This window comes from Pseudomonas sp. Emmai, from assembly GCF_055179735.1.
The window spans coordinates 1,528,256-1,552,578 of sequence record NZ_CM143685.1 but is presented as its reverse complement, the minus strand read 5'-3'; the positions used below and the strand labels follow the sequence as shown (position 1 = coordinate 1,552,578).

The 24,323-nt window shown below is 59.3% G+C and carries 23 protein-coding genes; 12 read left to right on the top strand and 11 right to left on the bottom strand.

The window, feature by feature from the left end; genetic code table 11:
• Positions 1–125: 125 nt before the first annotated feature.
• The 8 genes from ACY4LX_RS06840 to ACY4LX_RS06805 all read left to right on the top strand — a co-directional run bounded on the left by ACY4LX_RS06840 (position 126) and on the right by ACY4LX_RS06805 (position 10,193).
• Complete coding sequence (locus ACY4LX_RS06840) at positions 126–1,040, top strand: LysR family transcriptional regulator (protein WP_149657428.1); 915 nt, start codon at positions 126–128, stop codon at positions 1,038–1,040.
• Positions 1,041–1,142: 102 nt separating this feature from the next.
• Positions 1,143–2,630, top strand: a complete 1,488-nt coding sequence (locus ACY4LX_RS06835) for a gamma-aminobutyraldehyde dehydrogenase (RefSeq protein ID WP_149657429.1) — start codon at positions 1,143–1,145, stop codon at positions 2,628–2,630.
• A 110-nt stretch (positions 2,631–2,740) separates the two neighbouring features.
• Positions 2,741–3,892 (top strand): putative ABC transporter substrate-binding protein YdcS, encoded by a 1,152-nt coding sequence (gene ydcS, locus ACY4LX_RS06830; protein WP_463259492.1) that lies wholly within the window; start codon positions 2,741–2,743, stop codon positions 3,890–3,892.
• 190 nt (positions 3,893–4,082) lie between these two features.
• Positions 4,083–5,120: an ABC transporter ATP-binding protein gene (locus tag ACY4LX_RS06825; protein ID WP_463259491.1), complete on the top strand. Its 1,038-nt coding sequence runs from the start codon at positions 4,083–4,085 to the stop codon at positions 5,118–5,120.
• A 1-nt stretch (position 5,121) separates the two neighbouring features.
• Positions 5,122–6,069 carry an ABC transporter permease gene (locus ACY4LX_RS06820; RefSeq protein WP_133837192.1) on the top strand — a complete coding sequence of 316 codons (948 nt, stop codon included), beginning with the start codon at positions 5,122–5,124 and terminating at the stop codon, positions 6,067–6,069.
• Positions 6,059–6,868, top strand: coding sequence for an ABC transporter permease (locus ACY4LX_RS06815; RefSeq protein ID WP_133837191.1), 810 nt, complete (start codon positions 6,059–6,061; stop codon positions 6,866–6,868). The genes ACY4LX_RS06820 and ACY4LX_RS06815 overlap by 11 nt, the downstream gene beginning before the upstream one ends.
• 162 nt (positions 6,869–7,030) lie before the next feature.
• Positions 7,031–8,455, top strand: coding sequence for a gamma-aminobutyraldehyde dehydrogenase (locus ACY4LX_RS06810; protein ID WP_463259490.1), 1,425 nt, complete (start codon positions 7,031–7,033; stop codon positions 8,453–8,455).
• A 253-nt stretch (positions 8,456–8,708) separates the two neighbouring features.
• Positions 8,709–10,193 (top strand): APC family permease, encoded by a 1,485-nt coding sequence (locus tag ACY4LX_RS06805; protein WP_149657434.1) that lies wholly within the window; start codon positions 8,709–8,711, stop codon positions 10,191–10,193.
• Between the two features lie 108 nt (positions 10,194–10,301).
• Here ACY4LX_RS06805 and ACY4LX_RS06800 read toward each other — a convergent pair whose 3' ends face one another.
• Both ACY4LX_RS06800 and ACY4LX_RS06795 read right to left on the bottom strand, forming a co-directional pair.
• Positions 10,302–10,859 carry a hypothetical protein gene (locus tag ACY4LX_RS06800; protein ID WP_463259489.1) on the bottom strand — a complete coding sequence of 186 codons (558 nt, stop codon included), beginning with the start codon at positions 10,857–10,859 and terminating at the stop codon, positions 10,302–10,304.
• A gap of 5 nt (positions 10,860–10,864) precedes the next feature.
• Positions 10,865–11,458 (bottom strand): ComF family protein, encoded by a 594-nt coding sequence (locus ACY4LX_RS06795; protein ID WP_463259488.1) that lies wholly within the window; start codon positions 11,456–11,458, stop codon positions 10,865–10,867.
• Between the two features lie 463 nt (positions 11,459–11,921).
• Between ACY4LX_RS06795 and ACY4LX_RS06790 the strand changes: the two genes are divergently transcribed.
• Positions 11,922–12,422, top strand: coding sequence for a BRO-N domain-containing protein (locus tag ACY4LX_RS06790; RefSeq protein WP_463259487.1), 501 nt, complete (start codon positions 11,922–11,924; stop codon positions 12,420–12,422).
• A gap of 119 nt (positions 12,423–12,541) precedes the next feature.
• Here the strand turns inward: ACY4LX_RS06790 and ACY4LX_RS06785 are convergent, their stop codons facing one another.
• The 3 genes from ACY4LX_RS06785 to ACY4LX_RS06775 all read right to left on the bottom strand — a co-directional run bounded on the left by ACY4LX_RS06785 (position 12,542) and on the right by ACY4LX_RS06775 (position 13,514).
• Positions 12,542–12,943 carry a type II toxin-antitoxin system VapC family toxin gene (locus ACY4LX_RS06785; RefSeq protein WP_463259486.1) on the bottom strand — a complete coding sequence of 134 codons (402 nt, stop codon included), beginning with the start codon at positions 12,941–12,943 and terminating at the stop codon, positions 12,542–12,544.
• Positions 12,943–13,188, bottom strand: a complete 246-nt coding sequence (locus tag ACY4LX_RS06780) for an AbrB/MazE/SpoVT family DNA-binding domain-containing protein (RefSeq protein ID WP_463259485.1) — start codon at positions 13,186–13,188, stop codon at positions 12,943–12,945. The genes ACY4LX_RS06785 and ACY4LX_RS06780 overlap by 1 nt, the downstream gene beginning before the upstream one ends.
• 140 nt (positions 13,189–13,328) lie before the next feature.
• Positions 13,329–13,514, bottom strand: a complete 186-nt coding sequence (locus ACY4LX_RS06775; RefSeq protein WP_213939850.1) for a hypothetical protein — start codon at positions 13,512–13,514, stop codon at positions 13,329–13,331.
• Positions 13,515–13,931: 417 nt separating this feature from the next.
• Here ACY4LX_RS06775 and ACY4LX_RS06770 point away from each other — a divergent pair, with 417 nt between their 5' ends.
• Entirely contained in the window at positions 13,932–15,557 is a 1,626-nt protein-coding gene (locus ACY4LX_RS06770) for a glucan biosynthesis protein D (protein WP_149657437.1), read from the top strand.
• A 205-nt stretch (positions 15,558–15,762) separates the two neighbouring features.
• Here the strand turns inward: ACY4LX_RS06770 and ACY4LX_RS06765 are convergent, their stop codons facing one another.
• The 3 genes from ACY4LX_RS06765 to ACY4LX_RS06755 form a co-directional block, all read right to left on the bottom strand.
• A complete protein-coding gene (locus tag ACY4LX_RS06765) occupies positions 15,763–16,869 on the bottom strand; it encodes an NADH:flavin oxidoreductase/NADH oxidase (protein ID WP_149657438.1) in 1,107 nt (368 codons plus the stop codon).
• A gap of 290 nt (positions 16,870–17,159) precedes the next feature.
• Entirely contained in the window at positions 17,160–18,869 is a 1,710-nt protein-coding gene (gene recJ / locus ACY4LX_RS06760) for a single-stranded-DNA-specific exonuclease RecJ (protein WP_463259484.1), read from the bottom strand.
• A gap of 66 nt (positions 18,870–18,935) precedes the next feature.
• On the bottom strand, positions 18,936–19,478 hold the full coding sequence (locus tag ACY4LX_RS06755; protein WP_010462971.1) for a YaeQ family protein: 543 nt from the start codon (positions 19,476–19,478) through the stop codon (positions 18,936–18,938).
• Between the two features lie 146 nt (positions 19,479–19,624).
• Between ACY4LX_RS06755 and ACY4LX_RS06750 the strand changes: the two genes are divergently transcribed.
• Both ACY4LX_RS06750 and ACY4LX_RS06745 read left to right on the top strand, forming a co-directional pair.
• Positions 19,625–20,824, top strand: a complete 1,200-nt coding sequence (locus tag ACY4LX_RS06750; RefSeq protein ID WP_149657440.1) for a CaiB/BaiF CoA transferase family protein — start codon at positions 19,625–19,627, stop codon at positions 20,822–20,824.
• Positions 20,805–21,722: a TIGR02285 family protein gene (locus ACY4LX_RS06745; protein WP_463259483.1), complete on the top strand. Its 918-nt coding sequence runs from the start codon at positions 20,805–20,807 to the stop codon at positions 21,720–21,722. The genes ACY4LX_RS06750 and ACY4LX_RS06745 overlap by 20 nt, the downstream gene beginning before the upstream one ends.
• Before the next feature lie 170 nt (positions 21,723–21,892).
• Here the strand turns inward: ACY4LX_RS06745 and ACY4LX_RS06740 are convergent, their stop codons facing one another.
• From ACY4LX_RS06740 to ACY4LX_RS06730, 3 genes are all read right to left on the bottom strand, one after another.
• On the bottom strand, positions 21,893–22,180 hold the full coding sequence (locus tag ACY4LX_RS06740; RefSeq protein WP_149657442.1) for a DUF3509 domain-containing protein: 288 nt from the start codon (positions 22,178–22,180) through the stop codon (positions 21,893–21,895).
• Between the two features lie 170 nt (positions 22,181–22,350).
• Positions 22,351–22,758, bottom strand: a complete 408-nt coding sequence (locus ACY4LX_RS06735; RefSeq protein WP_149657443.1) for a response regulator — start codon at positions 22,756–22,758, stop codon at positions 22,351–22,353.
• A gap of 111 nt (positions 22,759–22,869) precedes the next feature.
• Positions 22,870–24,249 (bottom strand): transporter substrate-binding domain-containing protein, encoded by a 1,380-nt coding sequence (locus ACY4LX_RS06730; RefSeq protein WP_463259482.1) that lies wholly within the window; start codon positions 24,247–24,249, stop codon positions 22,870–22,872.
• Positions 24,250–24,323 lie beyond the last annotated feature (74 nt).

The following is a 24,323-nucleotide window of genomic DNA, read 5'->3' as shown; positions in this document are numbered from 1 at the left end:
TGCTTCCAGATGTTGCCCGCGCTTTTCAACTTGCCGCTTGAAGCTCACTGCTTGCGCCAGCACCTCAAAAAAATAGATATACACTCGAACAAATCTATAAAAACCGCCCACCGGGTACCTTTCCGATGATGACCCTGCGTCAGATCCGACATTTCATCGCCGTGGCCGAGACCGGCTCAATCTCCGCCGCCGCGCAAACCGCGTTCATTTCCCAATCCACCCTGACCCTGGCGATCCAGCAACTGGAGCAGGAAATCGGCGTCATCCTGTTCAACCGACACGCGAAGGGCATGACCCTGACGCACCAAGGGCATCAATTCCTACGCCAGGCGCACTTGATTCTGGCGACCGTCGATAACGCAAAACGCAGCCTGCAACAGAGCACCGATCAGGTCGCCGGGCAGTTGATCGTCGGCGTGACCAGCCTGGTCGCCGGTTACTACCTCGCGGATCTGCTCACCCGATTCCAGCGCGCCTACCCCAACGTCGAAATTCGCGTGATGGAGGACGAACGCCCCTACATCGAGCATTTGCTGGTCAGCGGCGAGATCGATGTCGGGGTGTTGATCCTTTCCAACCTCGAAGACCGCCACGCCTTGCAAACCGAGGTCCTGACCCATTCGCCCCACCGCCTGTGGCTGCCGGCCCAGCACCCGTTGCTGGAACACGACAGCATCAACCTCGCCGATGTCACGCGCGAGCCGCTGATCCAGCTCAATGTCGATGAAATGGACCGCAACGCCCAGCGCATGTGGTCGGCGGCGTCGCTGCAACCGCGCATCACCTTGCGAACCGCCTCCACGGAAGCCGTACGAAGTCTGGTGGCGGCCGGTCTGGGCGTGTCGATTCAGCCCGACATGACCTATCGCCCGTGGTCTCTTGAGGGCGACATCATCGAAGCCCGACCCATCGCCGACCTCAGCCAGACCCTCGACGTTGGCCTGGCGTGGCGCCGTGGCACTGCGCGGCCGGCGCTGGTCGATCCGTTCCTGACCGTCGCCCGCGAGCAGCCCCATGGCGGGCGCAAGCCATCTATTTAATCGAACGCCACCTTCAGTATTTAGAATTTGTCGACCTCGGGCTCGCGCACTAGTCTTGTTACATCTTTATAAGACGGCCGGGCCCCAGTCACTGGGAGCACCATGGCCACACAAGAAAAGAGAACCCGAAAAATGGCTGGCGCGCAGACCCCGTTGTTCACCGCGTTGTTGATCGATGGCGAGTTGGTCGCGGGCCAGGGCTTTGTCGAGCCGATCCTCAACCCCGCCACCGGCGAAGTGCTCACGCACATTGCCGAAGCCAGCACCGAGCAAGTCGAAGCCGCGATCCTCGCCGCCCACCACGCCTTCGCCAGTTGGTCCCGCACCACCCCGCAGCAACGTTCGAACCTGTTGCTGGACATCGCCAACGCCATCGAAAAAAACGCCGACCTCCTCGCCCGCCTCGAATCCCTGAACTGTGGCAAGCCGTTGCACCTGGCCCGCCAGGACGACTTGAGCGCGACGGTGGATGTATTCCGCTTCTTCGCCGGGGCCGTGCGCTGCCAGACCGGCCAGCTCAGTGGTGAATACCTGCCGGGCTACACCAGCATGGTGCGGCGCGATCCGATTGGCGTCGTCGCGTCCATTGCGCCGTGGAACTACCCGATCATGATGGCCGCCTGGAAAATCGCCCCAGCCCTGGCCGCCGGCAACACCCTGGTGTTCAAGCCTTCCGAACATACGCCGCTGTCGATCCTGGCCCTGGCGCCAGCCCTGGCCGAGATCCTGCCGCGCGGGGTGATCAACATCATCTGCGGCGGCGGCGAAGGGGTTGGCAGCCATTTGGTCAGCCACCCGAAGGTACGCATGGTCTCGCTAACCGGCGATATCGTCACCGGGCAAAAAATCCTGCAAGCCGCCGCAAAAACCCTCAAGCGCACGCACCTCGAACTCGGCGGCAAAGCCCCGGTGATCGTGTGCAACGACGCGGACATTCAAGCGGTGGTCGAAGGCGTGCGCACCTACGGCTATTACAACGCCGGCCAAGACTGCACGGCGGCGTGCCGGATTTATGCACAGGCCGGGATTCATGACCGTTTGGTGGCCGAATTGGGCGCGGCGGTCAGCAGCCTGCGCTTCGCCGGTAAGCGGGATGCCGACAATGAAATCGGTCCGCTGATCAGCACCCGCCAGCGTGACCGCGTGGCCAGTTTCGTCGAACGCGCCCTCGGTCAGCCGCACATCGAGCGGGTCACTGGCGCGGCGGTGCACTCCGGCGCCGGCTTCTATTACCAGCCGACCTTGCTCGCCGGCTGCAAACAGAGCGATGAAATCGTGCAGCGCGAAGTGTTCGGACCGGTGGTCACCGTCACCCGTTTCGATGAACTCGCGCAAGCGGTGGACTGGGCCAACGATTCGGAATACGGCCTCGCCTCATCGATCTGGACCCAGAACCTCGACAAAGCCATGCAGGTGGCGGCGCGCTTGCAGTACGGCTGCACCTGGATCAACAGCCATTTCATGCTGGTCAGCGAAATGCCCCACGGCGGCCTGAAGCGTTCGGGCTACGGCAAAGACTTATCCAGCGATTCGCTGCAGGACTACAGCGTGGTGCGGCACATCATGGCCCGGCATGGCCGGGAGCTTTAAGCGGCAAGCTACAAGTCAAAGCAGATCGCTGTTTCTTGCAGCTTGACGCTTGCCCCTTGCAGCTACTCTTTACTCTTAACAAAAACCTAAAAAACAAAGAGGTGTGTCCCATGTTCGCGCACAAGACCGCACTGCTTAGTGCAATCACCACTGCATTGCTCGCCAGTGCCAGTATCCAGGCCGCCGAACCGCTGAAAGCCGTCGGTGCCGGCGAAGGTCAGCTGGATATCGTGGCCTGGCCGGGCTACATCGAACGTGGCGAGAGCGACAAGGCCTACGACTGGGTGACCGGTTTCGAGAAGGAAACCGGCTGCAAGGTCAGTGTGAAAACCGCCGCCACTTCCGATGAAATGGTCAGCCTGATGGCCAAGGGCGGTTACGACCTGGTCACCGCGTCGGGCGATGCCTCGTTGCGCTTGATCGTCGGCAAGCGGGTGCAGCCGATCAACACGGCGTTGATTCCGAACTGGAAGAACATTGACCCGCGCCTCAAGGACGGTCCCTGGTACGTCGTTAATAAACAAACCTACGGCACGCCCTATCAATGGGGCCCCAACGTGCTGATGTACAACACCAATGTATTCAAGACCGCGCCGGACAGCTGGAGCGTGGTGTTCGAAGAACAGACCTTGCCGGACGGCAAGTCCAACAAGGGCCGGGTCCAGGCGTACGACGGCCCGATCTACATCGCCGATGCGGCGCTGTACCTCAAATCGACCCGTCCGGAACTGGGGATCAAGAACCCCTACGAACTCAACGAAACGCAGTACAAAGCCGCGCTCGACCTGCTGCGCAAGCAACAACCGTTGATCCACCGTTACTGGCATGACGCGACCGTGCAGATGAGCGACGTCAAGAACGAAGGCGTAGTGGCATCCAGCACCTGGGGTTACATGGTCAATGGCCTGGTGGCCGACAAGCAGCCGGTGGCCTCGGTGATTCCCAAAGAAGGGGCCACAGGCTGGGTCGACACCACGATGATGCATGTCGATGCCAAGCACCCCAACTGCGCCTACAAGTGGATGGACTGGTCGCTGCAACCGAAAGTGCAAGGCGACGTATCGGCGTGGTTCGGCGCACTGCCGGCAGTCCCTGAAGGCTGCAAGGCCAGTGAGCTGCTCGGTGCCGAAGGGTGTGCGGCCAATGGTTACGCCCAATTCGCCAACCTGGCCTTCTGGAAAACCCCACAGGCTGAAGGCGGCAAGTTCGTGCCGTACAGCCGCTGGACTCAGGACTACATCGCGATTATGGGCGGCAGGTAACACCAACTGATCGTTCCCACGCTCCGCGTGGGAATGCATCACTGGACGCTCCGCGTCCATTCGCGCAGTCGTGACGCAAAGCGTCACCGGCTGCATTCCCACGCAGCGCGCGGGAACGATCATCACTGAAGAATTCAGAAAGTCAGGCAGGGCCGCTGCGACGACCCTCGCCTTTTTGGAGCACCGCACCATGACGCTTGCAGTCCAGTTCACCAACGTTTCCCGGCAGTTCGGCGAAGTGAAGGCCGTTGACCGGGTTTCCATCGATATCCAGGACGGCGAGTTCTTTTCCATGCTCGGCCCTTCCGGCTCGGGCAAAACCACGTGCCTGCGCCTGATCGCCGGGTTCGAACAACCGAGCACCGGCTCGATCCGCATTCACGGCGAGGAAGCCGCCGGGCTGCCGCCGTATCAGCGTGACGTCAACACCGTGTTCCAGGATTACGCGCTGTTCCCGCACATGAACGTGCGTGACAACGTCGCCTACGGTTTAAAGGTCAAAGGTGTCGGCAAGGCCGAACGCCTGAAACGCGCCGAAGAAGCCCTCGACATGGTCGCCCTCGGCGGCTACGGCGAGCGCAAACCGGTGCAACTGTCCGGCGGCCAGCGCCAGCGTGTGGCGTTGGCCCGCGCGTTGGTCAATCGCCCTCGCGTCCTGTTACTGGATGAGCCGCTGGGCGCTCTCGATCTCAAGCTGCGCGAACAAATGCAGGGCGAATTGAAGAAGCTGCAACGCCAGCTCGGCATCACGTTCATCTTCGTCACCCACGACCAGACTGAAGCGCTGTCGATGTCGGATCGCGTGGCGGTGTTCAACAAGGGACGCATCGAACAGGTCGATACCCCGCGCAATCTGTACATGAAACCGGCGACCACCTTCGTCGCGGAATTCGTCGGCACCTCCAACGTGATTCGCGGCGATCTGGCCCGGCAGTTGAGCGGCAATCCGCAGCCGTTTTCGATTCGCCCAGAGCACGTGCGCTTCGCCGAAGGTCCGCTGGCCAGCCATGAAATCGAAGTCAGCGGTTTGCTCCACGACATCCAGTACCAGGGCAGCGCCACCCGCTATGAAGTGAAGCTGGAAAACGGCCAGGTCCTGAACATCAGCCAGGCCAACGTGCAATGGCTGGACACCAGCGCCCAGCACCAGACCGGGCAACGCATCAGCGCCCGTTGGGCTCGCGAGGCCATGATCCCGCTGCACGACAACGTTGCTGGCGGGGTGTGAGATGAACACCTTGGCAATCTCGCAAACCCCGGCCAACGGTTCGCCGTTGCGGCGGTTTTCCAACCTGCTGTATCGGCGGCCGAACTTTTACCTGGCGCTGCTGCTGGTGCCGCCGCTGCTGTGGTTTGGCGCGATCTACCTCGGCTCGCTACTGGTGCTGTTGTGGCAAGGTTTCTACACCTTCGACGACTTCACCATGGCGGTCACGCCTGACCTGACCCTGGCCAACTTCGCCGCACTGTTCCAGCCATCGAACTTCGACATCATCCTGCGCACCCTGAGCATGGCGATTGTCGTGTCGATCGCCAGCGCCATCGTCGCGTTCCCGATCGCCTACTACATGGCGCGCTACACCACCGGCAAGACCAAAGCGTTTTTCTACATCGCGGTGATGCTGCCGATGTGGGCCAGTTACATCGTCAAGGCCTACGCCTGGACGTTGCTGCTGGCCAAGGGTGGCGTGGCGCAGTGGTTTGTTCAGCACTTGGGGCTGGAGCCGGTTTTGCAATTCATCCTTGGCATTCCCGGCGTGGGTGGCAGCACTTTGTCGACCTCGCATTTGGGACGGTTCATGGTATTCGTCTACATCTGGCTGCCGTTCATGATCCTGCCGATCCAGGCATCACTGGAACGCCTGCCGCCCTCATTGCTGCAAGCCTCGGCGGACCTTGGAGCCAAGCCGCGCCAGACCTTTATGCAAGTGATTCTGCCGCTGTCGATTCCGGGCATTGCCGCCGGTTCGATCTTTACGTTTTCCCTGACCCTGGGCGACTTCATCGTGCCGCAATTGGTGGGCCCGCCGGGGTACTTCGTGGGCAGCATGGTGTACGCCCAGCAAGGCGCGATCGGCAATATGCCAATGGCCGCCGCGTTCACCCTGGTGCCGATTGTGTTGATCGCCATTTACCTGACCATCGTCAAACGACTGGGGGCCTTCGATGCACTCTGAGAAAGCTTCTATAGGTCTGCGCATCGCAGCCTGGGGCGGGTTGGTGTTTTTGCACTTCCCGATCCTGATCATCTTTTTGTACGCCTTCAACACCGAAGACGCGGCGTTCAGCTTTCCGCCCAAGGGCTTCACCCTGAAGTGGTTCAGCGTGGCGTTTTCACGACCCGACGTGCTGGAAGCAATCAAGCTCTCGGCGGAAATCGCCGCCATCGCCACCTTGATCGCCATGGTCCTCGGCACCCTCGCGTCGGCGGCGTTGTATCGGCGGGAGTTCTTCGGCAAACAGGGCATCTCGCTGATGCTGATCCTGCCGATTGCGCTGCCGGGGATCATCACCGGGATCGCGCTGCTGGCGACCTTCAAGACGTTTGGCATCGAGCCGGGGATGTTCACCATCATCGTCGGCCACGCGACCTTCTGCGTGGTGATCGTCTACAACAACGTCATCGCCCGTTTGCGCCGCACTTCCCACAGTTTGATCGAGGCGTCGATGGACCTCGGCGCCGACGGCTGGCAGACCTTCCGCTACATCGTCCTGCCGAACCTCGGCTCGGCGTTGCTGGCCGGCGGCATGCTCGCCTTTGCCCTGTCGTTCGACGAGATCATCGTCACCACCTTCACCGCCGGGCATGAACGCACCTTGCCGTTATGGCTGCTCAACCAGCTCAGCCGCCCTCGGGACGTGCCGGTAACTAACGTCGTCGCGATGCTGGTGATGATGGTGACCATGTTGCCGATCCTGGGGGCGTATTACCTGACACGGGGTGGTGAAAGCGTGGCAGGCAGCGGCGGGAAATAACCCAATGTGCAAACCGAATCCTGTAGGAGCGAGGCTTGCCCGCGAAGGCGGTGTGTCAGCCAACATCAATGTTGAATGTGATGGCCTCTTCGCGGGCAAGCCTCGCTCCTACAAGAGATCCGGTTCCGGCAGAAAAATAATAGATTCGATGAGGACAACCCCATGCAAACCAAACTCTTGATCAACGGCCAACTGATCGACGGCGAAGGCCCCGCCCAACCGGTGTTCAACCCGGCGCTCGGCCGTGTGCTGGTGGAAATCAACGAAGCCAGCGAAGCCCAGGTCGATGCCGCCGTGCGGGCCGCCGACAACGCCTTCGAAGCCTGGTCGCAAACCCCGCCCAAGGAACGCTCGCTGCTGCTGCTCAAACTCGCCGATGCCATCGAAGCCCACGGCGAAGAACTGGCGAAACTGGAGTCGGACAACTGTGGCAAACCCTACAGCGCGGCGCTGAACGACGAGATCCCGGCGATTGCCGACGTGTTCCGTTTCTTCGCCGGCGCCAGCCGTTGCATGAGCGGCTCGGCCGGTGGTGAATACCTGGCCGGTCACACCTCGATGATTCGCCGCGACCCAGTGGGCGTGATCGCCTCCATCGCGCCGTGGAACTACCCGCTGATGATGGTCGCCTGGAAAATCGCCCCGGCCCTGGCCGCCGGTAATACCGTGGTGCTCAAGCCGTCGGAGCAAACCCCACTGACCGCGTTGCGTCTGGTGGAGCTGGCGTCGGAAATCTTCCCGGCGGGTGTACTCAATCTGGTATTCGGCCGTGGTCCTACGGTTGGCAGTCCATTGGTCACGCACCCGAAAGTGCGCATGGTGTCGCTGACAGGTTCCATCGCCACTGGCGCGAACATCATTTCCAGCACCGCCGACAACGTCAAACGCATGCACATGGAACTGGGCGGCAAGGCCCCGGTGATCATCTTCGACGACGCTGACATCGACGCCGCCGTGGAAGGTATTCGTACCTTTGGTTTCTACAACGCCGGGCAAGACTGCACCGCTGCGTGCCGCATCTATGCGCAAGCAGGCATCTACGAAAAGTTCGTCGAGAAGCTCGGCGCGGCGGTCAGCACCCTCAAGTACGGTTTGCAGGATGACCCGGCGACCGAGCTGGGGCCGCTGATCACCGCGCAGCACCGCGACCGCGTGGCCGGGTTTGTCGAGCGCGCTGTGGCGCAATCGCACATTCGACTGATCACTGGCGGCAAGGCTGTGGAAGGCAATGGTTTCTTCTTCGAACCGACGGTGTTGGCCGACGCGCAGCAGGACGACGAGATCGTTCGCCGCGAAGTGTTCGGGCCGGTGGTGTCGGTGACCCAGTTCAACGATGAAGCGCAGGTGCTGGGCTGGGCCAATGATTCGGATTATGGCCTGGCGTCATCGGTCTGGACCTCGGACGTCGGCCGCGCCCATCGCCTGGCCGCGCGTTTGCAGTACGGCTGCACCTGGGTGAATACCCACTTCATGCTCGTCAGCGAAATGCCCCATGGCGGTCAGAAATTGTCCGGTTACGGGAAGGACATGTCGATGTATGGGCTGGAGGACTACACCGTTGTTCGGCATGTGATGTTCAAGCATTAAAAGCTTCGCGGGCAAGCCTCGCGCCTACAGGGTTGATGTCGTTCACATGTTTGGCGAACGACACAAAACCTGTAGGAGCAAGGCTTCCCGCGAAGGCCTCACCGCAAATCACAAGGAAGAAACCGGCACCCTGCACCACCAGGTTCCACCCTAAACAAACCAAAACAATAACCACCGACCCGGGCAGCGCCTTAACGGCCCCGCCACGGTTTCGGACATCCGAAATCTGCCGATTTTCCGGAGCTGACAGACCATGAGTGCACTACCCGAACTCTCCCCCGCCGCAGCCGACAGCGATGCCGAGCAACTGCGCAAACTGGGCTACACCTCGAACTTCAATCGCAGCATGAGCCTGTGGGAAAACTTCGCCCTGGGCTTCACTTACCTCTCGCCGGTCGTCGGGGTTTATACCCTGTTCGGCCTGTGCCTCGCCGCCGGCGGGCCACCGATGTTCTGGGCCTATTTGCTGGTCGGTTGCGGCCAGTTGCTGGTGTGCCTGATCTTCGGTGAAGTGGTGTCGCAATTCCCGATTTCCGGCGGCGTCTACCCATGGGCCCGGCGCCTGGTGGGCAAAAAATGGGCGTGGATGGTCGGCTGGATCTACTCCATCGCCCTGTGCGTGACCATCGCCGCCGTGGCCGTCGGCGCCGGTCCGTACCTGGCCGCGATGATGGGTTTTGAGCCGAGCAACAACACCAACATCGTCATTGCCCTGTTCCTGACGCTGTTCGCCACCCTGGTCAACCTCAGTGGCACCAAAGTGCTGGCGCGGATCGCCATGTTCGGCTTCCTCTGCGAGCTGATTGGCGCCGTCATCGTCGGCGTGTACCTGCTGATCTTCGAACGCCACCAACCGATCAGCGTGCTGTTCAACACCTTCGACATCCGCATCGACGGCTCCTACCTGCCGGCCTTCCTCACCGCCTCCCTGGCCGGGATGTTCCTCTACTACGGCTTCGAAGCCTGCGGCGACGTCGCCGAAGAAACCCCGAACCCGAGCAAGCAAATCCCGATTGCGATGCGCATGACCATCTACATCGGCGGCATCTCCGCCATGTTCGCCTGCCTGGCCCTGATCCTCGCCGTACCGGACATGCAAGCCGTGATCAACGGCACCGACAAAGACCCGGTCACCACCATCCTCAACAACGCCTTCGGCCCAGTGGGCTCGAAAGTGGTGATGGGCGTGGTCATGATTTCCTTCATCTCCTGCGTCATCAGCCTGCAAGCGGCGGCGAGTCGTCTGCTGTACTCCTACGCCCGGGATGAAATGGTCATCGGCAGCAAGTTGCTGAAGAAGATTTCGCCTACGACTCAAGTGCCGGTGGCAGCGTTGTTTGTGTCCGGTGTCCTGCCGGCGTTGATCATCGTGCTCGGATTTTTCCTGCAAGACGCGGTGGCGACCATCGTCAGCTTCGCAGCCATCGGGATTTACCTGGCGTTTCAGATGATCGTGTTGGCCGCGTTGTATGCACGGATGAAAGGCTGGAAACCGAGCGGTAAATTCACCCTTGGCGCGTGGGGTTTGCCGGTAAACATCGGGGCGCTGGTTTATGGCGTTGGCGCGATCATCAACATGGCGTGGCCGCGTACGCCGGATGCGGCTTGGTACATCAACTATGCGATGGTGTTGAGTACGGCCATTGTGATTGGGCTGGGGTTGATCTACATGTGGATTGCGAAGCCGTATGACCACGGGACTGCGCCTGCGGGGGATGCTTGGAAGGTTAGTCGGTAAGGATTTTGCCTCCGACCCCGTTGAAAGTGCCGAGATGAAATACTCCCCTTTTCTCTCACGCGTTGAGAAAAGGGGAGTTAATAACGATATCGACTGGAAAGAAATCCATCAAAGCAGCAGCTCAGTTTGATCGTGCTTCAGTAAGGATATGCGATCGAAAAGCTTTATTTTTTCATCCGCTTTTTTCTTAGCAAAATCAGACATAAATGTAATCAGCTCCTCGAGCTGCTTTACACTCCCTACCACTTTAAAAGCTTTCTCTTTATTGACAAAAACGAGCGACTTCTTCTTTCGAGACAACAGTTCTATTACGTTACTGAGCGTCCCGGTGCTTTTTGCATCCCATATCATCAAGCCGTAATCAGCGGCCTCAGCCATGACAACGTCCTTCGCGGTGAAAAATGCTCGTGACCCTTTAGAATGCTTGGTTTCCACTGTCCTCGCCGGCCACTCTCCAAGATTGTTTCTCGGGGTAGCACCGCTGCAATAAATGGTCGTTTTAGATCGAACCAGGCTTAACAGATATTCTTGAATAGATGTATCGGCTCCGCCTGCATCGCCAACCACGACATCAAACTCAGAATCAACGATATTATTGATACGCTCTTTAACCTTCGGATCAAGGTGCTTGATATTAATAGAGCCCGCAATAAATACAGTTGTCATCTATCTCACTTCCAAGTTAATGCGGCAACGTAGATTTTTCCAACTTTTGGATACTTACGCAGAGCAGCGCAAGCAGCATCCATTGATGCCCCACTGTCAAACAAATCATCAACGACCAAAACATTCCAACAGCCAGTACTAGTAATTTCATCATTGACGCTAAAGCTTGCTCCAATAGCAGCAACCTTTTCAGCTTTGGTATGCAAATCTTTAAGCGATTGCCCCATACCAGACTTCCGGAGTAAATCCGAGAACACAGGCAGTCCTATTATTCGCCGTAACTCCACGGCCACCTCAGTGACTGGTTGCCTAGCACGAACGTTTGAGGCCGGCATAGGAACAACGAATCCCACCTGAGCAAGCTTAGGCAAGACATTGGTCGCTACAGCTTGGGCAAGAGGGCTCACCTGACTCCAATCCTTCTGATATTTGAGCTGGTAGGTCGCTTGTCCTACCTCTGTACGGAGATTATCGAATCGCGGGTTTCCTCGCTCGTCATCTCCTAGAAAGGTACTACTTATCATGTGCTTGTCCAGCACCCATCCCTGGTCCCAAGGGCCGTTTATCTGTTTCAAACATACTTTCAAGGCATTCTCCATTTTTGAAGCCTGTCCGTTAAGCACCAAAATTCATTGGCGCTCTCTGACCCTAGGCAATGAAAAACAGAGATACCAGACGACCATCGATTGGCGCTGAGCCTCATGCAAAAACAGGAAATTCCTACAGACCGAGCCTTCCGCTAAAAGCTCCAATTCCTACAACACGTGACGCCAGAGTAGACTTGGCACCGCGAGCGCCTGGACGATAGGCTTTACCTCGTCGCTGCCAAATCAGCGACCCGGGGTCGAAGCCGGAAAAAGTCAAAACGGTGCTTGCGCGCCCTCCATAGAACTACGGCTGTTTCGTGCCTTTAGTTCTGCTTTATGGCGGGCCGTGTGGCGCGGGCCTTCCGGCTTTGCCGTTTTGACAGGAAGTATCCCGACTTCGAACGCCACTCGGTCCGCCACCCAACCTGTCGAAGGGTTGGTGGCGACTTTCCTAAACAAAACGGAAGTTACCTTCATGCCTAAGCACGCTCAAAATTTGCCTTACTTCACCCCAACCGTCTTCACCCGCCACAACCGCTTCCTCCACACGCTCATGCAAGACAACCAAGCCTGGTTCTGCGTCCACGACCTCGGTCGTCTGATGGGCCGCCCCATGGACGAACGCCTCACCCTTAAACTCGATCCCGATCAGCGCCGAAATGTCTGGCTGCTGAAAAGCGGCAACACCGTCGAGTCACTGATGGTCAGCGAATCAGGGATGTACGCCCTCCTGATCCACCATTTCATCCCGGAAAACCGCAACCTGCGCCAATGGCTGAGCAACGAAGTCATCCCGATGCTGCGCGAGTCGAGCGCGGCATCTGTGGATAACATTCCGAGCCTGAGTTCGTTGCAATGGGCCGGCATCTCGGTACCGCTGCTGCACTGGCAGCATCAGGCCTGGATCAAGTGGCGGGACATGCCTGAGCTGATGCAGGTCCAGAGGCCGTTCAAGATCATGGGTACTTGCAGTTGAAGACAGGGTGAAGAAATACAAAAGGGGCAGACTTCTCAGTCTGCCCCTTTTGTTAGTCATCTCCTTAAAACCTCCATGAATTGCCTTTTGGGAAGTCTATCCGTAGCAGGACGAGGAGCTCACGTCGGCACTATCAATTCAACCGACGGAAAATAGCTGCGATAACGCTTGGCATCCCGAGTCAGCAACGGCAGCTTTTTCACAGCGGCATGCGCGCCGATGAAAAAATCCGCCAATACGTTGCTTTTTCCGCCCCCTACTTTCCGGTAGCGAACAAAAGCCTTGCCGGCCAAAAACAAAGCGGGACGCGGGAGTTCCCGCATCTCCAAACCGAGCTGAATGACCGCATCATCCAGCGCTTCAAAGGTGGTAAATGTATGAGAAAGCTCGGCGTAGATGATCGGATTAATGGCCAACTCATGAATCTGGGATTGAGCACGAAGCTGTTGTATGGACCAATCGGCCCAGACGGGATCGTCCTCCAGAACATCAATCAACACGTTCGTGTCGACCAATATCATCAGTCCTCACCTCGCAGCAACGCCATCAAATCATCAGTGCGCCACTTGATATCCGCTTTACCACGCGCAGCTTCGAACCGATCTGGTGTGGCTGTTTTTTTGGTTTTTGCCTTATGGCCGTGTAGCACGACCTCACCTTGCGCATTGACGCTGAATTCGATGGCCGAACCCGGCATCAGATGCAGCGCGTCACGAATAGGCTTGGGAATAGTGACCTGCCCTTTACTGGTCATAGTTGTCGTCATGTTGTTCTCCTGAAGTATTACTCTGAAGAGAAACGTAATACTAAGCGTGTGAACCTGCAACCGCCGCTCATCGTAGGCTCCTTCCCACTGCTTCGTAGGATATGACCGCAACACCAGCGTCACGGCCAATCCCCTCCTCCTCAAAACCGCGAAACACTCCTCATCGCATCCACCAGATACCTCATCGCAATCCGATCACTCTCGGACAGCTCCCTATACCGCTCCACCAACTTCATCTCCTCTGAATTGAGCCGACGCCTACGCCTTCCGGTCGACAGGCACGGAAATATTCCTAACAGTTCGGTGATGCCTTGTACTTTCGACATGGACGATGTCCTTTTAATACGTCAAAGAAAACTTCAGAAAACCGCATCGCCCTACTCCTTTTTTCAGCAGTCGCTGGGTGCGCACTGAACCCGCCGGCCTGAAGGGCCGAAACCGGCTATGCCCATAGGATAGGAATTAAATCGGCGCTGAAAAGTGGTTTTTAGAGTAATTAGTCGAGAAAGGCACAAATGCCCTATAAAACAGAAAGTACTGTGGGAAACGTTACCGGACATGTCTTGTTTCATTGCCGCAACATCATTGTGCTACCAATCATTTTTTCTCGATGACCGAACGGTTTAAGCTATTTGGCATCTGTTTAGAGTCCGTTGCGTTTGGCCGAAGGCATGTCCGAACCTCTATTTTTGATCCCAGCAGTGCCAGGAACGGCGCGGGATTGTTCACGACAGGTTGTACTTATGCACCGCAGGAATTTGCTCAAAGCGTCCATGGCTATCGCCGCCTATACCGGTCTGTCCGCCACTGGCCTGTTGGCCACACGGGCCTGGGCCGGGAATGGCGCCGCTGATGGTGACGCCCAGGCCTTCGACTTCGAAGCGCTGAAGATCCAGGCCAAGCAGCTTGCCGCCAGCCGCTATCAGGACACCAAGCAGGTGTTGCCGCCCACCCTCGGGACGATGACGCCGCAGAACTTCAACGCGATCCAGTACGACGGCAAGCACTCGCTGTGGAACGACTTGAACGGTCAGCTGGACGTGCAGTTTTTCCACGTCGGTATGGGTTTCAAGCAGCCCGTGCGCATGTACAGCGTCGATCCCAAGACCCGTCAGGCCCGGGAAGTGCATTTCCGCCCGTCGCTGTTCAACTACGAAAAAACCACGGTCGACACCAAGCAGCTCACCGGCGACCTGGGGTTTTCCGGGTTCAAGTTGTTCAAGGCCCCGGAACTGGACAAGCACGATGTGCTGTCTTTCCTCGGCGCGAGTTACTTCCGCGCAGTCGATGCCTCTGGCCAATATGGCCTGTCCGCCCGAGGGCTGGCGATCGACACTTACGCCAAGAAGCGTGAGGAATTCCCGGACTTCACCAAGTTCTGGTTCGAGACGCCGGACAAGGACAGCACCCGTTTCGTGGTCTACGCCCTGCTCGATTCGCCGAGCGCCACCGGTGCCTACCGCTTCGACATCGACTGCCAGGCCAGCCAGGTGGTGATGGCCATCGACGCCCACATCAATGCGCGCACCGCCATTGAACAACTGGGCATTTCGCCGATGACCAGCATGTTCAGCTGCGGCACCCACGAGCGGCGCATGTGCGACACCATTCACCCGCAAATCCACGACTCCGATCGCCTGGCCATGTGGCGCGGCAATGGCGAGTGGATCTGCCGGCCGCTGAACAACCCGGCGACGTTGCAATTCAACGCCTTCGCCGACACCGACCCGAAAGGTTTCGGCCTGGTGCAGACCGATCACGAGTTCGCCAGTTATCAGGACACCGTCGACTGGTACAGCAAGCGCCCGAGCCTGTGGGTAGAACCGACAACCGCGTGGGGCGAAGGCTCTATCGATCTGTTGGAAATTCCTACGACCGGCGAAACCCTGGATAACATCGTCGCGTTCTGGACGCCGAAAAAACCGGTAGCCGCCGGTGATTCGCTGAACTACGGCTACAAGCTGTACTGGAGCGCATTGCCGCCGGTCAGCACGCCGCTGGCGCGGGTCAATGCGACCCGTTCGGGCATGGGCGGCTTTATCGAAGGCTGGGCGCCGGGTGAGCATTACCCGGAGGTCTGGGCGCGACGCTTTGCGGTGGACTTCACCGGCGGTGGTCTGGACCGTTTACCGCCAGGCGCGGCGATCGAGCCGGTGGTCACCTGCTCGAATGGCGAGGTGAAGGACTTCAACGTGCTGGTGCTGGATGACATCAAGGGTTACCGGATTACGTTTGACTGGTTCCCGACCAATGACAGCGTGGCCCCGGTGGAGCTGCGATTGTTTATCCGCACCAATGACCGGACGCTGAGTGAAACCTGGTTGTACCAGTATTTCCCGCCGGCGCCGGAGAAGCGTAAGTACACCTGATATCAGGTGGTTGTTTGCGCGGGCCCCTTCGCGGGCAAGCCTCGCTCCTACAGGTTTTGTGTCGTTCGCGTAACTGAGGCGCGACGCAACCCTGTAGGAGCAAGGCTTGCCCGCGAAGACGGCCTGACAGACAACAAAAAACCCCGGCACAGAAACACAAAAGCCCCGACCAACACGGCCGGGGCTTTTTGTTTTACAGCGTTATTCAATCCCGCAAATCAGACTCATGAATCGGCTGGTCCCGATGGGTCGCCCGCTGATACTGCGCCGGCCACACCGCTTTGCGCCCGCCCAGGTCATCATCGGCATGCAACGGCCAGTACGGATCGCGCAACAACTCCCGGGCCAGGAAGATGATGTCCGCCTGGCAGGTCCGCAGAATGTGCTCAGCCTGCGCCGGCTCGGTAATCATGCCCACGGTGCCCGTGGCAATGCCGGACTCCTTACGCACGCGCTCGGCGAAGCGGGTCTGATAACCCGGCCCTGTAGGAATTTCCGCATTGGCCGCCGTCCCGCCCGACGAAACGTCGATCAAATCCACGCCCAGGTCCTTGAGGCGACGTGCCAGTTCCACGGTTTCATCCGGGTTCCAGCCATCTTCCACCCAGTCCGTCGCCGATACCCGCACGAACAGCGGCAACTCTTCAGGCCAGACCGCCCGCACCGCTTCGGTGACTTGCAACACCAGGCGAATGCGGTTTTCGAACGAGCCACCATATTGGTCGCGCCGCTGATTGCTCAGTGGCGACAGGAACTGGTGCAGCAGATAACCGTGAGCAGCGTGAATCTCAACCACTTTGAAACCGGCGGTCAGCGCCCGTTTGGCCGACTCGACAAAGGCCTGGATCACTTCGGCAATCTGCGCCTCATCGAGTTGCTTGGGCGGGGTGTGCTGTGGATCGAAAGCAATCGGCGAAGGCCCGACCGGGGTCCAGCCGCCGTCTTCGGGTTTGACGCTGCCGTGCTTGCCGATCCACGGCCGATGGGTGCTGGCCTTGCGCCCGGCGTGGGCCAGTTGAATACCGGCCACCGCGCCTTGGGCGGCGATAAACCGGGTGATGCGTTGCAGCGGTTCAATCTGTTCGTCATTCCACAGGCCGAGATCTTCGGCGGTGATGCGGCCATCGGCGGTGACCGCCGTGGCTTCAGTAAAAATCAGACCGGCCCCGCCGACCGCGCGGCTGCCGAGGTGGACCAGGTGCCAGTCATTGGCCAGCCCATCGACGCTGGAGTATTGGCACATGGGCGATACGGCAATGCGGTTGAGCAGGGTCAATTGGCGAAGGGTATAGGGTTCAAGCAGCAGACTCATGGGGCACCTCTCGAATCAGTGGGCAGGCTCCAGGGTTCTGTTTGAAAAGTCGACGAGTGACAGGAAAAAGGCGCAACACCCGCCCCCGCGGGTAAAAAATTCGACAAGACGTCACAAGGCCAATCAAGCAGTGCTTAGAGCCTAGTCGACAACGGCGGATTAGGGAGGGTTCAGAGGGATTCGGTGTCAGAAAGATCGCTTTCGCGGGCAAGCCTCGCTCGGGTTTGGCGGCGTCCGAATGATTGGCGACGCCACAAGTCCTGTAGGAGCGAGGCTTGCCCGCGAAGGGGTCAACGCGGTTCGATGTGGGCAATCATCAACTGCACCGTCTCATTCCCGCGAAACTCGTTGAGGTCGAGTTTGTAGGCCAATTCCACCCATTTGATGGTCGGGTTCGGCCAGATATCGCGGTCAATCCCGAACGCGATGCCATCAAGCTTCACCGAACCGCACTCACTTTTCAGCACCACTTTCAGGTGCCGCTCGCCGACCACCCGCTGCTCGACCAACTGGAACACCCCGTGGAACAGCGGCTCCGGGAAGTGCTGGCCCCAAGGCCCGGCGTGGCGCAGGGCGCGGGCCAGTTCCAGGTGAAATTCCTCGACCGCCAACGTGCCGTCCGACAGCAGGCGCCCGGTCAGGTCTTCTTCGCGCAATTGCCGACGCACTTCAGCGTCAAAGGCTTCGGCAAACAGCGGAAAATTCGCTTCCGGCAAGGTCAAGCCGGCCGCCATGGCGTGGCCGCCGTACTTGCTGATCAGGTTCGGATGCTGCGCCGCCACCACGCTCAGGGCATCACGAATATGGAAGCCCTGCACCGAACGTCCCGAGCCCTTGAGCATGCCATCGCCGGCGTCGGCAAAGGCAATGGTCGGGCGGAAGTAGCGCTCTTTCATCCGCGAGGCGAGGATGCCGATCACACCCTGGTGCCACTCGGGATCAAACAGACACAAGCCGAACGGCATCGATTCCACCGGCAGATCCTTGAGCTGGGCCAGCGCTTCACGCTGCATGCCCTGTTCGATGGATTTGCGGTCCTGGTTCATGCCGTCGAGCTGGCCGGCCATTTCCCGGGCGAGCCCGGCATCTTCAGTCAGCAGGCATTCGATGCCCAGGCTCATGTCATCCAGGCGCCCCGCCGCGTTCAGGCGTGGGCCGACGATAAAACCCAGGTCGGTCGAGGTGATGCGCGCCGGCTCACGCTTGGCGACTTCAAGGATGGCCTTGATGCCGGGCCGGGCGCGACCGGCGCGAATCCGTTCCAGGCCCTGGTGCACGAGGATGCGGTTGTTGGCATCCAGCGGCACCACGTCGGCCACGCTGCCGAGCGCCACCAGATCCAGCAATTCGCCGATGTTCGGCTGCGGCTTGCTTTCATACCAACCGAGGCTGCGCAAGCGGGCGCGCAGGGCCATCAACACGTAAAAGATCACGCCGACACCGGCCAGCGCCTTGCTCGGGAACTCGCACCCTGGCTGGTTTGGATTGACGATGGCGTCGGCCAGCGGCAGTTCATCACCGGGCAAGTGGTGGTCGGTGACCAACACCTTGAGCCCGGCCTTTTTCGCCGCCGCCACGCCTTCAACGCTGGAGATGCCGTTGTCCACGGTGATCAGCAGTTGCGGGGTGCGGGTCAGCGCGACTTCGACGATTTCCGGGGTCAGGCCGTAGCCATACTCGAAACGGTTCGGCACCAGATAATCGACGTGGGCCGCGCCCAGCAAGCGCAACCCGAGCACACCGACGGTGCTGGCGGTCGCGCCATCGGCATCGAAGTCGCCGACGATCAGGATTCGCTGACGCTGCTCCAGCGCCGTCACCAGCAGGTCCACCGCCGCATCGATGCCCTTGAGCTGCTCGAATGGAATCAGGCGTTTGAGGCTCTTATCCAGTTCAGCCTCGTTCAGCACGCCCCGCGCCGCGTACAGACGGGTCAACAGCGGCGGCAGATCACCGAGGAATGGCAGGGTGTCGGGCAACAGGCGAGGTTCGATGTGCATGGGGTGACAGGTGCTTCTCTTGAATACGTAGGATAAAACCGGGTGAAACGGGAAAGCGGCGAAAAATCAGCCGCGTTCGCCGCTCAGCCACTGCAACTGCACTTCATGCTGGCCACGGTCGTCGGTGACGAAAATCGTCCCTTCGCTGATCATCACGTCCCACTTGATAACGCGGGGCATGTCTTTGGCGAGGGTTTCCAGAATGTCCTGAGGTACGGCGGCGATGTGCACGTTTTTCAGGTTCTTGATTGCCGGGATCACTTTGGTTTCCCAGACACGCAGGCTGCCATAGGCCAGCAGGCTGGTGCGCTCGGTACGGCGCGAGCACCAGGTCAGGCGATCGGCGTCCGGCTGGCCGACTTCGATCCAGTGCAGGACCCGATCATCCAGGCTCTTTTCCCACAGGGCCGGTTCATCCACGTCTGACAGACCGCGACCGAACGACAGCTGCTCGTTGTACCAGAAGGCGTAGGCCAGCAGCCGCACGGTCATGCGCTCTTCGGTTTCCGAAGGGTGACGGGCGATGGTCTGCTTCACGCTCTCGTACACGCTGCGGTCGAGGTCGGTGAGGTTCAGTTCAAACTTGTAGGTCGTGGACGGCTGGGCCATGAACGGGCTTCTTGATACGAGGAAAGGCGGCAAGTCTAACCGATGCGGTAGGCAATCAACCAATTGACGGCCATCAACTTTGGGCGACTGACACGCGGCTATGTTAAAACGCACTACTCACACGACTTTGTCCTACAGGATCGCGCATGCCATTCACCGGAAAACCGCTCTCAGGTCTGAAAGTCATCGAATTGGGTACGTTGATTGCCGGGCCGTTTGCCTCGCGCATTTGCGGCGAGTTCGGCGCTGAAGTGATCAAGATCGAATCCCCGGACGGCGGGGACCCGTTGCGCAAATGGCGCAAGTTGTATGAAGGCACCTCCCTGTGGTGGTTCGTCCAGGCGCGCAACAAAAAGTCCCTGACCCTGAACCTCAAGCACCCGGATGGCCTGGAGATCCTGAAAAAACTGCTCAGCGAAGCCGACATCCTGATCGAGAATTTTCGCCCTGGTGTGTTGGAAAAGCTCGGCCTGGGGTGGGACGTTTTACATGCGCTCAACCCGAAACTGGTGATGGTGCGGCTCTCGGGCTTCGGCCAGACCGGGCCGATGAAAGATCAGCCGGGGTTTGGCGCCGTCGGTGAATCCATGGGCGGCCTGCGTTACATCACGGGTTTCGAGGATCGGCCACCGGTGCGCACCGGGATTTCCATCGGTGACTCGATTGCCGCGCTGTGGGGCGTGATCGGCGCATTGATGGCCCTGCGTCATCGCGAAGTCAACGGCGGCCTGGGCCAAGTGGTGGACGTGGCGCTGTACGAAGCAATCTTCGCGATGATGGAAAGCATGGTCCCGGAGTTCGATGTGTTCGGTTTTATCCGCGAACGCACCGGCAACATCATGCCCGGCATCACGCCCTCCTCCATCCACACCAGCGCCGACGGCAAGCACGTGCAGATCGGCGCTAACGGCGATGCGATCTTCAAGCGTTTCATGCTGATCATCGGTCGCGAAGACCTGGCCAACGACCCGGTGCTCGCTAGCAACGATGGCCGCGACAGCCGTCGCGACGAGATTTACGGGGTGATCGATCGCTGGGTCAACTCGCTGCCGCTCGACAGCGTGATTGCGCAATTGAACCAGGCCGACGTCCCGGCCAGCCGGATCTTCAGCGCCGAAGACATGTTCAGCGATCCGCAGTACCTGGCCCGGGAAATGTTCCTGCACGCCAAGCTGCCGGACGGCAAGGACTTCAAGATGCCGGGGATCGTGCCGAAACTCTCTGAGACACCCGGCACATCCGAATGGGTCGGACCGCAGCTGGGTGAACACAATGCGCAGGTACTTCACGATCTTGGCTATGACAAGGAACGGATCGCAAAGCTGCGTGAAGACGGAGCCATCTAAGCTGAAGCGCCTGCTTTCAGTGTTCATCCATCGCGCCAGCGGCCGGATTGCATTGGTGTTGTTGCTCGGTTTGAGCTCATCTGCCTGGGCACAACCGAAAGACACGTTGATCTGGCTGCTGCGCGACTTGCCGCCACTGACGATCTTCGAAGGCCCGGAAAAAGGCCAGGGGGTGGTCGATCAACTGATGCCGCTGCTAATCGCCGGGATGCCGCAATACGATCACACACTGATGCGGGTCAATCGCGCCCGTGGCATGCAGATGCTGCGTGAAGAATCGTTCACCTGCGATCCCTCGCTGATCTGGAGCAAGGAGCGGGAACAGTGGATCGCGTTTTCCATTCCAGTGTTCCGGGTCGTGAGCAATGGCCTTGCCGTGCGCCAGGAAGATCAATCGGTGCTGGAGCCGTTCCTGGTGAACGGCGAAATCGATCTGGCGGCGCTGCTGGCCGACGGCAGCAAGAAACTCGGAGCCGTGGCCGAGCGTAGCTACGGTCAACTCCTCGATGCTCAGTTGAAGCAGGCGCCGACCAATACCCTGACATTCCATTATGGAAACGACGCACTCGGCAGCCTGTTGCAGATGCAGCGCCTGGGGCGTTTGCTGGGCGTGTTGGGTTACTGGCCGGAGATCCGTTACCTGGCCCGGCAAGAACATATTGCTGACAAGGAGCTGGTGTTTTATCCGGTCAAGGGCACCGGCAGGTACCTTTCCACCTACATCGGCTGCTCGAATACGCCCCAGGGCCGACAGGCTATCAGCGAGATCAATCAGCTGTTGCGCACCCTGCCCCACGAGCGCCTGGCCCAGGCTTATGCCGACTGGCTCGACCCGGAACGGCGCCGCGATTACCTGGAGCAAGCCAAGGTCTTTTTCGAACAGCAGGCCGGCCAATGACAAATTCCGGGCAAAAAGAAACCCCGAGAAGTGGGGAGACGACTCGGGGTTAAACGTGGCCTACATAAAGACCAGTGGCAGCAAGCTACAAGCACCGGAGCACAATGCTTGATCCTGCTGTTACATGGTCTGACGACCTTGGCGCAGGAAGGTTCCCACGCCAAGGCAATTCAATTTCGATTGGCCAGGATCTTGTCCTGTGCCGCATTGCGCAACGCCGCGATGACGCAGGGCTCCAGACGACCTTCGGCAATCAGCACATCGCGGTGCAATCCGTCGACGACATCCGTCAGTTGCCACTTGTCGCGCAACTGCGCCTGATTGAACGCACGTTCCACGACAATGGCGCCGGCCGCATTCTTCAAGGTCACCAGGCATTCGCCATGGGCGCCCGATGGGGTCAACGAAACTTGATATGGGCTCAGAGCCTCACCGAGCAATAGGCTGATACTTTCCATCTCGCGATCACCACTCAATAGTCCGAAAACAAAGTGCCTGGGAGGGCGTGTCTACAGTTAATGACCCCTGGCCCGAGAAGAAAGTTCTGAATACCGCATGGCAGCGGTACCTGCGTCTCTGGGGAAATTGAGCATGCACCGCAAAGATGACAAGGAAAAAACAGCCGGTTTCAGGCCCTGGCTTGCAGCATCGACTCCAGGAGATAGACATCCAGCAGCCTGCGCATCAACACCGCGGACACGGGGGTGTGCAGCTGCCCCAGGAGTTTCACCTCGTTGTCCGCCAGCATGGCCGTCACGTCCGACATGACGCTCGACGCCACGTTGCCGAGCAGGATCAGCGCCCGCGCCTCACGGTGCTGCGCCAGATGCTGCACCAGTGCCAGCCCGTCCCCCCCCTTGAGTTGCGGGTCGCAGAACGCGATGTCCACCGCGCCCCGGCGCCCCAGGGAACGCAGCGCCGCCGACATGGACGGCGCCGTGAGCACGTCATAGACCCCGATGGCGTTGAGCATTTGGTGCAGTGCCATCATCTGGAAAGGATTGTGTTCAAGAATCAGGATTTTGAGCGTGCGCATGGGCGACCTCTGGAACGACACTCGCGGACTTTCACCGCAGTTGTCGAACACTCTAGAAGAGCTTCCTTCAGCGTCCCATCGGAAAAGGAGTCGCACCCCATAGGACAATTCCTAAACTTGCGAAGCCCCCCGGCAGTGACACGACCCCCTGCGCTGATCGATATCAGTCCACCCTCCCACCAGCCCCCGCAGTTGCCCGTCGGCACTGTAAAACGGCACCGTCCACTGGTAGACATCCCTCACACCGTTGTTGAACCGTAACTGGCGCTGACTGAACCGGGTTTTATGCGTATTGAGCTGGGCCATGAACTCGGCATGCAACATCTGCGCAGTCTCCGGGGGCAAGACGTCGACGTCGATCAGCTGTCGCCCCTGAACCTGGTCGAAGCGGGTCGATAAACCTTCCTCATAACTTTTGTTGCACATGATCAGCCGCCCCTGCAGATCACGCACGAACACCGGGTCGGGCATCGCGTCGATCAACGCATGCTGGAAGGCGAGTTGATCACTGAGGTCTTTTTCGGCGTCCCGGCGTTGCTTGACCAGCGCGGCCAGTCGCCGGTTCCAGAGCAAGGAAAGCAAACCGAACAGGCCGACGAAAAACATGCCCCAGCAGCCCAACTGAGCCACGCGCTGCCAGAAGGTGAGCGCCGGTTTGGGGGCAATGCCGTCCAGCCACTTCAGGCGAATGGCCCGTAGCTCGGCCGGTGGAAAGGCTTCAAGGGCCTTGTTGAGAATACTCAGCAACTGCGGCTGCCCTTTGCGTACAGCCAAGTGGTCCGCTTCCCACGACCCTTCCACGGTATGGCCTACCTTCAACTGTCCGATCGGATAGAGCTGCGCGCCGGTTTCGTTCTCGATGGTGGCGTAGGCCTCCCCGCTTTCCACCAGCGCCCGAGCCTCGGCGTAGGTCTTGACCGTGCGCAGCTCGATGGCCGGATAGTCACGCCGAATGGTTTCCTCCATGGCGTGCCTGGCCGGCAGCACCAAGACCCTTTTCGACAGCTGTTCCAACGACTGCAACAACGGTGCCCCGGCCCGCCCGACCAACACCCAGGCAGACCCGCCGAAGGCATGGCTGAAATCCAGGAACTGCTTGCGCTCGTCATTGAACGCCAGCGTCGTGCTCATGTCCGCCGCACCGCTCTCCAGACGCCCGAGCAACTGATCGGTGGAAAACGATTCTTCATGGACAAAATGCAGCCCCGTCATCGCACTGATGCGGTTAAGCACATCATTGTTCAGGCCGCTCCAATGACCGTGTTCGTCCTTGAACAGGTACAGCGGGTACTGCGTCGACGCGACGATGACCTTTGGATGCGCGCGTAGCCATTGTCGCTCCTGGGCATCCAGCTCAATGGCGTTGACACTCACTGACTCGGTGGCCTCATAGGCCACCAACTGTGCGGCCAGCGTGCACGAGCCAAAGCCCATAACGCTCAACAAAAAAACCCAGCACGCGGCTGGTTTCAACCCTATTGAAAACAACATTGCCACTTCCTTCGTGATCAACTCGCCCGTCCTTCGGGGGCGAAAACACGACAAGTGTGCACGCAGAAACAAAA